The 12,715-nt window shown below is 70.3% G+C and carries 12 protein-coding genes; 8 read left to right on the plus strand and 4 right to left on the minus strand.

Annotated elements, in window-relative coordinates; all coding sequences use genetic code 11:
- Positions 1-28 precede the first annotated feature (28 nt).
- Positions 29-2,560, minus strand: a complete 2,532-nt coding sequence (locus ACYU7G_RS09195) for a DEAD/DEAH box helicase (RefSeq protein WP_461106997.1) — start codon at positions 2,558-2,560, stop codon at positions 29-31.
- 49 nt (positions 2,561-2,609) lie between these two features.
- Here ACYU7G_RS09195 and ACYU7G_RS09200 point away from each other — a divergent pair, with 49 nt between their 5' ends.
- Both ACYU7G_RS09200 and ACYU7G_RS09205 read left to right on the plus strand, forming a co-directional pair.
- Positions 2,610-3,092 carry a transporter substrate-binding domain-containing protein gene (locus tag ACYU7G_RS09200; protein WP_461106999.1) on the plus strand — a complete coding sequence of 161 codons (483 nt, stop codon included), beginning with the start codon at positions 2,610-2,612 and terminating at the stop codon, positions 3,090-3,092.
- Positions 3,089-4,078 carry a cation diffusion facilitator family transporter gene (locus ACYU7G_RS09205; protein WP_461107001.1) on the plus strand — a complete coding sequence of 330 codons (990 nt, stop codon included), beginning with the start codon at positions 3,089-3,091 and terminating at the stop codon, positions 4,076-4,078. Before ACYU7G_RS09200 ends, ACYU7G_RS09205 begins: the two co-directional genes overlap by 4 nt.
- Here ACYU7G_RS09205 and ACYU7G_RS09210 read toward each other — a convergent pair.
- The gene (locus ACYU7G_RS09210) at positions 4,048-4,617 is read right to left on the minus strand and encodes a protein-L-isoaspartate O-methyltransferase family protein (protein WP_461107003.1); all 570 of its coding nucleotides are present in this window, start codon (positions 4,615-4,617) and stop codon (positions 4,048-4,050) included. The genes ACYU7G_RS09205 and ACYU7G_RS09210 overlap by 31 nt on opposite strands.
- Positions 4,607-5,071: a hypothetical protein gene (locus tag ACYU7G_RS09215; RefSeq protein WP_461107005.1), complete on the minus strand. Its 465-nt coding sequence runs from the start codon at positions 5,069-5,071 to the stop codon at positions 4,607-4,609. The genes ACYU7G_RS09210 and ACYU7G_RS09215 overlap by 11 nt, the downstream gene beginning before the upstream one ends.
- Before the next feature lie 93 nt (positions 5,072-5,164).
- Here ACYU7G_RS09215 and ACYU7G_RS09220 point away from each other — a divergent pair, with 93 nt between their 5' ends.
- Positions 5,165-6,490 carry an MFS transporter gene (locus ACYU7G_RS09220; RefSeq protein ID WP_461107007.1) on the plus strand — a complete coding sequence of 442 codons (1,326 nt, stop codon included), beginning with the start codon at positions 5,165-5,167 and terminating at the stop codon, positions 6,488-6,490.
- Here ACYU7G_RS09220 and ACYU7G_RS09225 read toward each other — a convergent pair.
- A complete protein-coding gene (locus tag ACYU7G_RS09225; RefSeq protein WP_461107009.1) occupies positions 6,450-7,310 on the minus strand; it encodes an aldose epimerase family protein in 861 nt (286 codons plus the stop codon). The two genes, ACYU7G_RS09220 and ACYU7G_RS09225, sit on opposite strands and share 41 nt — an antisense overlap.
- Before the next feature lie 38 nt (positions 7,311-7,348).
- On the opposite strand from ACYU7G_RS09225, the gene ACYU7G_RS09230 reads away from it, so the two are divergent.
- The 5 genes from ACYU7G_RS09230 (at position 7,349) to sppA (ending at position 12,696) form a co-directional block, all read left to right on the plus strand.
- Complete coding sequence (locus ACYU7G_RS09230; protein ID WP_461107011.1) at positions 7,349-7,855, plus strand: GNAT family N-acetyltransferase; 507 nt, start codon at positions 7,349-7,351, stop codon at positions 7,853-7,855.
- Positions 7,856-7,880: 25 nt separating this feature from the next.
- Positions 7,881-8,342, plus strand: coding sequence for a phosphoribosyltransferase (locus ACYU7G_RS09235; protein WP_461107013.1), 462 nt, complete (start codon positions 7,881-7,883; stop codon positions 8,340-8,342).
- Positions 8,335-8,541 (plus strand): hypothetical protein, encoded by a 207-nt coding sequence (locus ACYU7G_RS09240; protein WP_461107015.1) that lies wholly within the window; start codon positions 8,335-8,337, stop codon positions 8,539-8,541. Before ACYU7G_RS09235 ends, ACYU7G_RS09240 begins: the two co-directional genes overlap by 8 nt.
- A gap of 95 nt (positions 8,542-8,636) precedes the next feature.
- Entirely contained in the window at positions 8,637-10,694 is a 2,058-nt protein-coding gene (tkt, locus tag ACYU7G_RS09245; protein ID WP_461107017.1) for a transketolase, read from the plus strand.
- A gap of 313 nt (positions 10,695-11,007) precedes the next feature.
- Complete coding sequence (gene sppA, locus ACYU7G_RS09250) at positions 11,008-12,696, plus strand: signal peptide peptidase SppA (protein WP_461107019.1); 1,689 nt, start codon at positions 11,008-11,010, stop codon at positions 12,694-12,696.
- Positions 12,697-12,715: the final 19 nt, after the last annotated feature.

Raw genomic sequence — 12,715 nt, forward strand, 5'->3', positions numbered from 1 at the left:
CGTTGCGCAAGCCCACTTGCGCAGGGCTTCAGTCGTGCCGGGCGAAGCTCAGAACCTCGAGCACCAGCTCACCGGCCTCGTCGGAGGCGTCCAGGTCCACCTTCGCGTGGATGGCCCAGTCACGGTTGCCGGCCGGGTCGTCGAGGACCTGCCGCACCAGCCAGATGCGGCCACCGCGCTGGGTCTCGACGTCGAAGAACGCCGGCCCGCGCGAGTCCGGCCCAGTGCGGATCTCCTCGTGCTCGTCCCAGTAGTCACCCAGGGCGTCGTCCCAGCGCTGCCGGGTCATGGGGGAGCCCGAGTCGAGGACGCCCAGGGCGTCCACGTCGTCGTCGGCCGCCAGTTCGACGTGGCGCCACAGGGCGTTGCGAACCATCACGCGGAAGGCGCGCTCGTTGCCGGAGACGGGCCGCGACGGCGGGGGAGCGTCGTCCTCGAACTCGACGGCGTCCTCGCCGGCCAGCGCGGTCAGCGCCGCCCACTCGTCCAGCAGCGACGAGTCCACCAACCGCGTCATCTCGCCCAGCCATGCGATCAGGTCCGCCAACTCCTCGGTCCGGAAGGCCTCCGGGACGGTCTGCCGCAGCGCGCGGTAGGCGTCGGAGAGGTAGCGCAGCACCAGGCCCTCGCTGCGCTGCACCTTGAGGTGCGCCACGTACTCTCCGAAGGTCATCGCTTGCGAGTACATGTCGCGCACCACCGACTTCGGTGAGACCTGGGTCTCCAGCAGCCAGGGGTGCATCGCGCCGTACTCGAGGTGGGCCTGGTTGAGGCGCTCCTCGAGCGGCTTGGGCCAGGTCACCTCGTCGAGGATCTCCATCCGCTCCTCGTACTCGTAGCCGTCGGCCTTCAGGGAGGCCACCGCCTCGCCGCGGGCGCGGAACTGCTGGGCCAGCAGGACCGTTCGCGGATCCTCGAGGGTGGCCTCGATGACGCTGACCACGTCCAGGGCGTACTCCGGGGCCTCGGGGTCCATGGTCTCCACCAGTGCCAGCGCGAACGCCGACAGCGGCTGGTTGAGGGCGAAGTCCTGCTGCAGGTCCACGTTCAGCTCGTAGCGGCGGCCATCGGGGGTGGGCTCGGCGAGGCGCTGGACGACGTCGGCGCGGATCAGCGAGCGCCCCAGCGAGGCCGCGCGTCGCAGCAGCTTGCGGCGCGCCTTCGGCTCCCGCACACAACTGTCCACCAGGCGCACCACCGCGGCCGCGATGTCGCCGTCGCGCTGCAGCAGGTTCAGCAGCATCGAGTGCGTGATGCGCATGTTTGCGTGCAGTTCCTCGGGCTCGCTCTCGATCAGCTTGTTGAAGCTGGCCTCGGAATAGTTCACGAACCCCTCGGGCGCCTTCTTGCGGCGCACGCTCTTGAGTTTCTTCTCGTCGCCGGCGTGCTTGGCGAGGATCTTCGCGTTCTCCACCTCGTGCTCAGGGGCCTGTGCGACGACATAGCCGACGGTGTCGAAGCCCGCGCGGCCCGCGCGGCCAGCGATCTGGTGGAACTCGCGGCTGCGCAGCTGGCGCTGGCGGCGGCCGTCGAACTTCGTGAGGGAGCTGAACAGCACCGTGCGGATGGGGACGTTGATCCCCACCCCGAGGGTGTCGGTGCCACAGATCACCGCGAGCAGGCCGCGCTGGGCCAGCTGCTCCACGAGCCGGCGGTACTTGGGCAGCATCCCCGCGTGGTGCACCGCGATCCCCGCGCGCAGCAACTTGGAGAGGGTGGACCCGAAACCGGGGGAGAACTTGAACCCGGCCATCGCCTCCTTCAAGCCATCCGCGACGGCGGTGCCGGCCTTCTTGATCACGCCCTGGCTGAGTAGCGCCTGGGCCTGCTCCACGGCCGCCGCCTGGGTGGGGTGGACCACGTACACCGGCGCCTGCTGGTCCGCCACCAGCTGCGTGATGGTCTCGTGGATGGGCTCCAGGGACCACGAGTACTTCAGCGGCACCGGGCGCTGCGCCCCGCCGATCACCGACGTGGAGCGGCCGGTGCGGCCCTCGAGGTCCTTCGAGAGGTCCGTGACGTCGCCCAGGGTGGCCGACATGATCACGAACTGCGCCTGCGGCAGCTCCACCAGCGGCACCTGCCACGCCCAGCCGCGGTCCCGGTCCGCGATGAAGTGGAACTCGTCCATCACCACCTGGTCCACCACGGCGTCGCGGCCCTCGCGCAGGGCGATGTTGGCCAGGATCTCCGCGGTGCAGCAGATGATCGGGGCGTCGGGGTTCACGGAAGCGTCGCCGGTCACCATGCCCACGACGTCGGCGCCGAACACCTCGCACAGTGCGAAGAACTTCTCGCTGACGAGCGCCTTGATGGGGGCCGTGTAGTAGGTGCGGCCACCCGTGGCGAGGGCGACGTAGTGCGCCCCCGTCGCGATCAGCGACTTGCCCGAGCCGGTGGGCGTGGTGACCACCACGTTGGCGCCGGAGAGGATCTCGATGAGCGCCTCGTCCTGGTGCGGGTACAGGGCCAGTCCGTCGCGGCCGGCCCACGTCGTGAAGGCCTCGTAGAGGGCGTCGGGGTCCTTGCCGGTGGTCTCGAGGGTGTCGGTGAGAGTCATGTTGCAACCCATCGTGTCATGACCCGGTCCCGGGCGTAGTCTCGCGGACATGGGCACAAGGCTGTGGTTGGTACTGGTCACGGTCGTCGCGGCCGTGCTGGTGGGCTGCACGGAACCCGACTTCCCGCGGGACCCCGACGGGACCCTGCTGCGCGCGATGGACGGCGAACTGCTCGTCGGGGTGTCCGCGAACCCACCCCACACCGAGGTGGCCGACGACGGTTCGGTCTCGGGCCAGGAGGTCGAGATCATCCAGGCCTGGGCGGACAGCATCGGCGCCGAGGTGGTCTGGAGCGACGGCGCGGAGAGCGTCCTGATGGAGGAGCTCAAGCTGGGCGAACTGGACGTCGTGATCGGCGGCCTGGCCTCCGACTCCCCGTGGACCACCCATGCCGCTCTCACCCGCCCCTACGCCGAGGTCACCGGGACCGACGGCAAGCCCAGCAAGCTCGTCATCGCCGTCCGGATGGGGGAGAACGCTTTGCAGTCCAGCCTGGAGCGGTTCATGATCGGGGAGGGGCTGCAGCCATGACCCACCACGACGAACTCCCCGAGGAGCAACACGTCCTGCTGCACAAGGCCGTGCGGCTGCAGTGGGCCAGCATCTTCATCATGGCCGCGGTGGTGGCCTCGGTGGGGCTGGTGGCCGGGCAGTCCCAGGCCATGCGCACCGCCTTCGCGGAGGACGCCCTCGCCCTGCTGCCCCCGATCGTGTTCCTCATCGGCGTCTGGCGCACCCGCAAGGGCCGCGACCCGGACCATCCCTACGGCCACCACCGCGCCATCGGCGCCGGCCACCTCGTCGCAGCCGTCGCCCTCCTGGTGCTCGGCGCGTCGCTGGTGTGGAACGGCGCCTCCGGCCTGGTCAAGGGTGAGCACCCGCCCATCGGCGTCGTCTCCCTCGGTGGGATCACCATCTGGTCCGGGTGGCTGATGATCGGGGTGATGGCCATCGTCATGGTGCCGCCCATCATCCTCGGCCGACTCAAGATGGAACTTGCCGAACCCCTGCATGACAAGGTGCTCAGCGCCGACGCGGACATGAACAAGGCCGACTGGACCACCGGCGTGGCCACCATCGCGGGCGTGACCGGCATCGGGTTCGGCCTGTGGTGGGCCGACTCCGTGGCCGCCATCCTCGTCTCACTCAGCATCCTGCGCGACGGCTGGAAGAACATCAAGGAGTCCGTGCGCGACCTGCTGGACGCCCGCGCGAGCGGCATCGACTCCGAGGACCCGCACCCCCTCGTCGCGCAACTGTGCGACGAGGCCGAGCGCACCGACTGGGTGGACCGCGCCACCGTCCGCGTGCGCGACATGGGCCACGTCTTCCACAGCGAGGTGATGGTGGTGCCGCGCCGGGGCCTGGACCCGAGCGTGGACCAGGTGGAGGAGCTCACCCGACGCTGCCGGGACCTCGACTGGAAGACCGACGACACCGTCGTGGTGGTGATGCACCACCTGCCGAAGGACCTGCTCCCTCCCGATCAGTCCTCGACCAGCGGCACGAACACGTAGAACCCGTGCTCGGTGGCCTCGGAACCGGGCCCGCGACGCGTCACCCGCGTCATCCGGCCGTCCACGGGGACCACCATCACGCCGCCGTCGGCCAGTTGCTCCACCAGTGAGGCGGGCAGCGCCCCGGCCATCGCCGAGACCAGGATCCTGTCGAAGGGGGCCTCGGCGGGCACCCCGAGCCGGCCCTGCTCGGCGGCCCGGATCTCGGCCTGCGGCCAGTCTCCGGAACCGAGCGCCGCACGGCCGTGCTCCACCAGCGCCGGCACCCGCTCCACCCCGATCACCCGCCCCTGCGGGCCGACCAGTTCGGCCAGCAACGCCGTCGTCCAGCCCGAGCCGGAGCCGACGTCGAGGACCTTCATCCCGGGCTCCACGTCGAGGAGTTCCAGCATCGCGAAGACGGTGCTGGGCTGGGAGTTGGTCTGTCCCTGGACCAGGGGCAGCGGCTGGTCCAGGCGCCAGTCCGCGCGCAGGTGTTCCGGCAGGAAGCTGGGGCGTGGAGCGGCGGCGAACGCGGCCGCGATGCGCTCACGGGACAAGGTGCACCTCCGCGCGTTCCACGCCGAGCTGGGACAGCGGCAGGTCCCAGACCTGCACCTGCATGGGGGACCAGGCACACAGGGTGTCCGGCTCCGGGTCGTGCACGACGAACCTGACGGCGCCGTCGCCCTCGTCGACGACGGTGCCCACCTGGGTGCACCGGTTCCACACGGCCACCAGCAGCACGGAGTCGTCCATGACCACGGCCTCGATCGCCGACGCGTTGGCCTCCTGCATCGCCGTTGGCAGCGACTCCACCCATGCCTCCCACTCCTGCTCGGTGGTGAGGAGTTGTCTGGGTGGCTGACCGTCGAACTCCTCGAGTTCGTGCTGTGCCTCGTCCCATGCCACCACGACGCGGCCCACCGTGGGCCCGGGGGTCTGGGGCCCGCAGGCGCTCAGCAATGGGGACGCGAGTGCGAAGGCGGCGAGTACTCGGGCAATGCGGGTCATGGCATCAGTCCTCCTGGGTGACAGGGTAGGTCGCCTCGGTAGCAGGTTGGATCCGTATGGTATCTTGATATCAAGATACTTTGAGGTGAGAACATGTTGGTTGTGGGCAACAGGGCACCGAGCGCGCGGCAGGCACTGGCGAGGCTGGTGTGGCCGATCTATGTGCCGATGCTTCTCGCCGCCATCGGTTCGACGGCCCTGATGCCGATGATCCCGCTGATCGCGCTGGAGCTCGGCTTCAGCGTCCCGGCGGCCGCGGCGCTGACGATGATCTCCGGCCTGGTGGGTGTGCTGGGACCCATCCCGGCAGGTCGGGTCATGACCATGGTGGGGGAGCGCGCCGCCATGGTGGTGATGGGCTTCGGGCTGACACTCTCCGGGGTGGCCGGCTTCGCCGTCGTGGCTGACGGGATTGGCGGATCCGACGACTGGTGGCACCAGTTGGCCCTGGTGCTGGTGCTGTTCGCATCGGCCGTCTGCCAGCAGGTCTGGATGCTCGGCCGGCAGGCCTACATGGGCTCCCAGCTGCCCGTCGAGGTGCGGGCGCGAGGGATGTCCACCCTCGGCGGCATGATGCGGATCGGCCAGGTGATCGGCCCGGTGCTGGGAGCGGGTGTGCTGCTGGTGGCCCACGAGGGCTACGTCTTCCTGTTGCAGGCGGTCACGGCGCTCGTCGCCACGCTCCTGGTGGTGTTCAAGATGCTGCCCTCGGACCAGGAGGGGCCGAAGGAGTCGCGGGCCAGCCGGCGTGAGGCCTCGCGGGTCCGGATCCCACCCACACCCGCCCCGTACGCTCCCGGCAGGCCAGCCATCGTCACGATGCTGCTGGTCGGACTCGGGGTGGTGCCCCTCAACATGTCGCGCATCAACCGACCGCTGATCCTGCCGCTGCTGGGTGCCGTCCTGGGTCTCGACGCCGCCACCATCTCGCTGATCTTCGGCGCGGCAGCGCTGGTGGAGATCGTGATGTTCGTGCCCGCCGGCACGCTGATGGACCGCCGCGGTCGGGCCGCCGTCGCGGTCCCTGCGCTGGTTGTCAGCGGCCTGTCCTACGTCCTGCTGGCCGTCCTCGCCGTCACCATCGGCACCCGCTCGGAGACCGGCGCCGTGGTGGCGGTCACCGTCTCGGCCATCTGCGTCGCGCTCGGCAACGGGCTCAGCGCCGGGATCGTGATGACCCTCGGCGTGGATCTGTCCCCGGAGGAGCACCGCACCAGGCACCTGGCCCGCTGGAACACCATCACCAGCGTCGGCCGGTTCGCCGGCCCGGGGCTGGTCACCGGCATCACGTTCTTCGCGCCGGTGGCCGCGGCGGGCCTCGCCACAGGGGTGCTGTGCGTGCTCGGCGGCGCCTGGCTGTGGAAGTTCCTGCCCGGCGTCACGCCGTCGCCGAACGGGCCTCCACGGAAATCGTCATGACCAAGGTGTGGGAGCCGCCGGCCAGCACGGTCACGGCGTCGCCCTGCACGTTGCCCACCTCGATGCAGACCATCTGCTCCCACTCGTCGGCCGCGAAGTCTGCGGGGACGTCCGGGCCCGGGTTCCACACCACCACGTCGGCGGCCTTCCCGGAGCTGATGACGACGGTCTGCTCCGCAGTCTCCAGGCGGACCTCGCCGGCGTACCGGTGGATCCCGTTCAGGACGGCCGGGACCTCCAGCGCGCCCTCGCTGGTGCGCCACGCCGGTGGCGTCTGCGTGTAGTCGCGCACCTGCGTGCCCTCCAGCCCGAGGATGCGGCCGCCACCGGCGGGGAGCCGGAAGTAGGTGTGGAGGGCCTCGTCCAGCACGAACTCGGTGCTGGGGGAGCCGACGGTGAACCGTATCGTGAGCTCGCGCCCGAAGTGGGCCTCGAGGCGCAACCAGGCGTCGACGGGGTAGGCCTCCGCGCCGGGAAGGTGGGCGACGGCATCTCCCTCGAGCTCCCATACCAGGCGGGTGCCGGTCTCGTCCTTGGAATCGGAGACCAGTTGCCACGGCACCCAACGCACCAGGCCGTGGGGGCCGGGCACGTCGACGTCGTCGCGGCCCTGCCCGAACCAGGGGGCGCAGATGGGGATGCCGCCGTGGATCTCCAGGCCCTCACCCACGGCGGCGTCCCGGCTGACGAACAGGACTTCCTCGCCGCCCGCGGGGCGCCACGACGTGATGGTGGCGCCCAGGTCCAGGGCGGCGGCGGTGCAGTGCTGGTTGGAGATCGTGCGCAAACCGGCGGCTGCGAACTCCTCGGGTGTGGCCATGCGGTTCACGGTATCGCCGCGCGCATAGAATTTCCCACATGGCACCCACCATCCGCTCGGCCAAGCAGGCCGACCTCCAGGCCATCGTCGACATCTACAACGAGGCAGGGGTGGGCACCACGGCCTCCTACGACATCGAACCCGTCGACCTGCCCAACCGCCGCGCCTGGTTCAACCGGCTCACCCGGGCCGGTTTTCCGGTGCTGGTGCTGGAGGACGAGGGCGAGGTGATCGGGTATGCCTGCTACGGCCCGTTCCGGGACAAGGCCGGCTACGCGCACACCGTCGAGCACTCCGTCTACGTCGCCGCCGGTCGCCGGGCCGAGGGAGCCGGCCGGATGCTGATGTCGGCGCTGATCGACTACGCCCGCGGCCACGGCGTCCACGTGATGGTGGGGGTCCTCGACGCCGACAACGAGGCCTCCCGCGCGTTCCACCGGCGGCTCGGCTTCGAGGAGTCCGCCGTCCTGTCCGAGGTGGGGCACAAGTTCGACCGCTGGCTCGACGTGCTGTTCACGACACTGACATTCCCTGCGAACGCCTGAGGGGCCACGCCGTTAGCATTGGTTCATGGAAGCGCGGGAGACACTCAGCTGGGACGGGTTCGGGCAGGCGTGCCGGGACCTGGCGGCCCGGGTCCGGGACTCAGGGTTCGAACCCGGGGTGATCATCGCCGTCGCCCGGGGCGGGCTGCTGCCCGCCGGTGCGCTGGCCTACGCCCTCGACGTGGACCTGGTGGACGCCATCAACGTGGAGCGCTACACGGACCCGGGCCAACCCGCCGCGGACCCCGTCCTGTTGGCGCCGCTGCTGGACACGGAGTCCATCGCGGGCAGGAAGTTGCTGATCGTCGACGACGTGACGGACTCCGGGCGCACCCTCGGCCTGGTCACCAAGCTGCTGCGCGGTTTCGGGGCCGACGTCCGCAGCGCCGTGCTCTACTCCAAGCCCAACACCATCTTCACCGCGGACTTCGTCTGGAGGCAGACGCGGGACTGGGTGGACTTCCCCTGGGGAGCTGACAATGGCTGAGATCCGCAAGCACGACCCCGACGCCGGCGAGGGCATCGCCCGCCTCGTGCGTGAGCACATGGGCGACGTCCGCCCCGTCGAGCCGGGCGAGAAACCTGCCGCCGAGCCCGAGGTGGAGCAGGCCGAGACGGACGATGACGCCGTCGGTTTCTCGGGACTGCCAAGCTGGGACGAGGACGGTCCGACGTTCCAGTTCTGAGCCCGGGTCTGCCAAACGGGTTGGGGGCCAATAGAGTGGGCCCCGTGCATATGGGCCTCGTGCGCCCTGCGTCAAACCGATAGGAAGAACTGATCGTGACTCTTGACTGGACCGAACTCGACTCGCGCGCCGTCGACACCGCGCGCATCCTCGCCGTCGACGCGGTGGAGAAGGTTGGCAACGGCCACCCCGGCACCCCCGTCTCGCTGGCGCCCCTGGCCTACCTGCTGTACCAGAAGGTCATGAACATCGACCCCACCGACGACATGTGGCTCGGGCGGGACCGGTTCGTGCTGTCCGCGGGTCACGCGTCGCTGACGCAGTACTGCCAGCTCTACCTGGCCGGTGCAGACCTGGACCTGGACGACATCAAGTCGCTGCGCACCTGGGGCTCCAAGACCCCCGGTCACCCGGAGTACCACCACACCAAGTTCGTGGAGACCACCACCGGCCCGCTCGGTGCCGGCGTCTCCAATGCCGTCGGCATGGCCATGGCCGCCCGCCGCGAGCGCGGCCTGCTGGACCCGGACGCGCCCGCCGGTGAGTCCGTGTTCGACCACTACGTCTACTGCATCGCCGGCGACGGCTGCCTGCAGGAGGGCGTATCGGCCGAGGCGTCGTCGCTGGCCGGTACCCAGAAGCTGGGCAACCTGATCATGTTCTACGACGACAACCGGATCACCATCGAGGGCCAGACCCCGATCTCCTTCACCGAGGACGTCTCGGCCCGCTACGAGGCCTACGGGTGGCACGTGCTGCACGTCGACTGGACAGGAGGCGGCACCGAGTACCGTGAGGACCTCGACGCGCTGAACGCCGCCATCGAGGAGGCCAAGCAGGTCACCGACAAGCCGTCGTTCATCAAGCTCACCACCGTCATCGGCTGGCCGCTGCCGAACAAGCAGGGCTCGCACAGCGTCCACGGCAGCAAGATCGGCGGCGACGAGATCGCCGCGCTGAAGGAGGAGCTCGGCTTCGCGCAGGAGCCTTTCGCCGTCGACCAGGCCGCCGTCGACCACGCCCAGAACAACGTGGCCGAGCGTGGCCGCGCCGCCCGCGAGGCCTGGGACGCGAAGTTCGCCGAGTGGAAGGCCGCCAACCCGGAGCGGGGCGAGCTGCTCGAGCGCGTCCAGGCCCACAAGCTGCCCGAGAGCCTGTCGCTGCCGGTGTTCGAGGAGGGCAAGAAGTCCACCCGCGCCGCCTCCGGCGAGGTCCTCGCCGCCCTCGCGGACCAGCTGCCCGAGCTCTGGGGCGGCTCCGCCGACCTCGCCGGCTCCAACAACACCACCATGAAGGGCGAGCCCAGCTTCCTGCCCGAGGACCGCCAGACCGACGAGTGGAAGGGCAACCCCTACGGTCGCACCCTGCACTTCGGCATCCGCGAGCACGCCATGGGCGGCATCGTGAACGGCATCGCGCTGTCCGGGCTGACCCGCCCCTACGGCGGCACCTTCCTGGTGTTCTCCGACTACATGCGGCCTGCGGTGCGCCTGGCCGCCATCATGGGCGTGCCCAGCACCTTCGTGTGGACGCACGACTCGGTGGGTGTCGGCGAGGACGGCCCCACGCACCAGCCCGTCGAGCACGCCGCCGCCCTGCGCGCCATCCCCGGCCTCGACGTCGTCCGCCCGGCCGACGCCAACGAGACCTCAGTGGCCTGGGGCGAGATCCTGCGCCGCACCCAGAACCCCGCCGGCCTGCTGCTCTCGAGGCAGGACCTGCGCACCGTCGCCCGCGGCGACAAGTACGCTTCGGCCGACGGCGTCGCCAACGGCGCCTACGTGCTGAGCGAAGCCTCCGCGGAGCCCAAGGTGATCCTGATCGCCACCGGCTCCGAGGTTGAGGTCGCCCTCGACGCGCAGGACGAGCTCGAGGCTGACGGCATCCCCACTCGCGTGGTCTCGATGCCCTGCCAGGAGTGGTTCGACGACATGGACGACGAGTACAAGGAGTCCGTCCTGCCCGCCGCCGTCACCGCGCGCGTCAGCGTGGAGGCCGGCATCTCCATGGGCTGGGCGAAGTACGTCGGCCCGAAGGGTGCGTCCGTCTCGCTGGAGCACTTCGGTGCCTCGGCCTCCGGTGCCAAGTGCTTCGAGGAGTTCGGCTTCACCGCCGCCAACGTGGCACACACCGCCAAGGGTCTGCTCGACTGACCTCTCGCAAGTCCTGAACAGGGCCGCACCTCCGCCGGGGGTGCGGCCCTGTCGCATCTCCGGCTGGGGCGCGCGGCCGTCCTCGCCAGTCTCCCTGAGGCGCGTGCGGCCTACGCGCCAGTCTCCCTGAGGCGCGAGCGGCAGTGAGCCTCGAAGGCGCCGATCAGACGCTACCGCCATGTGCAGGCGCTACCCGCAACTGCTCGCGCTACCGCCACACGGGTAGCACCTACGATCCGGGTAGCGTCTGCGGACAGCGGTAGCGTCCCGCTGTTCCACCGGCAGGGTTGGAGGCCGCCAGTACCCTTGGCACATGCGCCTGAAGGACCTCCTCGACAAGCTGCCCGCACTCGATTCCAAGCCGGTGGTGCTGGAACTGGACCTGGCCCGCGGGCTGATCGAGGTCCGGCCCACCAACCCGTTCAAGGCCCTGCAGTCCCTCAACGCCACGACGATGACGGCGGTCCGGGAACACCTCCACGCCGCCGCGAAGGACGCTCGTGTGGCGGGGCTGATCGTGCACGCCATGAACCCCGGCCAGCAGATCAGCATCCTCGACGAGGTGGGCCAGCTGGTCGAGACCTTCGGCGAGTCCAAGCCCACCGTCGCCTGGGCCGAGTCCTTCGGTGAACTCGACAACAGCCTGGCCGCCTACAAGCTGGCCACCGCCTGCCACGAGATCTGGCTGCAGCCCACCGGAGCCGTCGGCATCGGTGGCGCCGAGCTCAGCATCGTCCTGCTCAAGGGGCTCCTGAACAAGGTGGGCGTCGAGCCCCAGTTCGGGCAGCGCCACGAGTACAAGTCCGCCGCCGACCAGTTCTCCGCCGACGAGGTCTCCGAGGCCAACCGCGAGATGATGACCCGCATCGGGCAGTCCATCGTCGACGACGCCGTCGCCACCATCGCCCGCCGCCGCAACCTCGACGTCGCCGCGGTGTGGGAGGCCGTCAACGAGTCCCCGCTCACCGCGGAGGAGGCCCTCGAGGCCGACCTGGTGGACCACCTCGGCTACCGCGACCAGGCCTACACCGCCTGCCTCGACGCGTGGAGCGCCGAGCCTGAGCACCTGCGGTTCGTGTCCCGCTGGAGCCCGAAGCCGTCGCTGACCTTGGCTCGCCGCAGGCACGACGCCAAGGTGGGCGTGGTCACCCTGCGCGGCGGAATCGTCGTGGGCAGGGGAGGGCCCGGTGCCATGGGCGGTGAGAACGCCGGCTCCGACGTCGTCGACGAGCACCTGCGCGCGGTCCTGCGCGACGACGCCATCAAGGCCGTCGTGTTCGAGATCGACAGCCCCGGCGGCTCGGCCGTCGCGTCGGACTTCATCCGCCGCGCAGTGCTGCGGGTCAGGGAGAGCGGGCGCCCCGTCATCGCGCGGATGGGTTCGGTGGCCGCCTCGGGTGGCTACTACGCCGCGATGGGCTGCACCGAGATCGTCGCCCAGCCCACCACGCTGACCGGCTCCATCGGCGTCCTCGCCGGCAAGATGGTCACCGCGGGCCTGTACGACAAGCTCGGCCTGAAGCGGGAGTCCATCCGCATCGGCGCCCGGGCCGGGATGCTCTCCTCGTCCAGCGAGTTCACCGAGGAGGACTGGGCGAAGCTCGACGAGTCCCTGGACCGGATCTACTCCGACTTCACCACGTTCGCCGCGCAGGACCGCGGCATGGACTACGACGACCTCGAGAAGCTGGCCCGGGGCCGGGTCTGGACCGGTGCCGACGCCCACGAGCGCGGCCTCGTCGACCACCTCGGTGGCTGGCGGACGGCCTGGGAGCGGGCCTGCGCCCTGGCTGAGCTGGACCCCGAGCACACGCCCGTGGAACGCATCGGCCACCTCGGCATGATCGAGCGGCTGCTGCCGGCCAACTCCAGCGAGGGCCGCTCCGCAGCAGGTGCGGCGCGCGCCACGACGGCGGAGGACCTGCTCGTGCGGGCGGCCGCCTGGCTCGGCCTGACCATCCCCGGGGCACTCAGCCTGCCGTTCCGGATCGACATCCGCTGAGGTGTACCCGCCGAGGTGT

Source organism: Tessaracoccus terricola (assembly GCF_054776555.1).

Excerpts from the sequence above, each read along its gene's own strand:
- ACYU7G_RS09195 (WP_461106997.1), bottom strand. The coding sequence starts at position 2,560 with ATGACTCTCACCGACACCCTCGAGACCACCGGCAAGGACCCCGACGCC.
- ACYU7G_RS09200 (WP_461106999.1), top strand. The coding sequence starts at position 2,610 with ATGGGCACAAGGCTGTGGTTGGTACTGGTCACGGTCGTCGCGGCCGTG.
- ACYU7G_RS09205 (WP_461107001.1), top strand. The coding sequence starts at position 3,089 with ATGACCCACCACGACGAACTCCCCGAGGAGCAACACGTCCTGCTGCAC.
- ACYU7G_RS09215 (WP_461107005.1), bottom strand. The coding sequence starts at position 5,071 with ATGACCCGCATTGCCCGAGTACTCGCCGCCTTCGCACTCGCGTCCCCA.
- ACYU7G_RS09220 (WP_461107007.1), top strand. The coding sequence starts at position 5,165 with ATGTTGGTTGTGGGCAACAGGGCACCGAGCGCGCGGCAGGCACTGGCG.
- ACYU7G_RS09225 (WP_461107009.1), bottom strand. The coding sequence starts at position 7,310 with ATGGCCACACCCGAGGAGTTCGCAGCCGCCGGTTTGCGCACGATCTCC.
- ACYU7G_RS09230 (WP_461107011.1), top strand. The coding sequence starts at position 7,349 with ATGGCACCCACCATCCGCTCGGCCAAGCAGGCCGACCTCCAGGCCATC.
- ACYU7G_RS09235 (WP_461107013.1), top strand. The coding sequence starts at position 7,881 with ATGGAAGCGCGGGAGACACTCAGCTGGGACGGGTTCGGGCAGGCGTGC.
- ACYU7G_RS09240 (WP_461107015.1), top strand. The coding sequence starts at position 8,335 with ATGGCTGAGATCCGCAAGCACGACCCCGACGCCGGCGAGGGCATCGCC.
- sppA (WP_461107019.1), top strand. The coding sequence starts at position 11,008 with ATGCGCCTGAAGGACCTCCTCGACAAGCTGCCCGCACTCGATTCCAAG.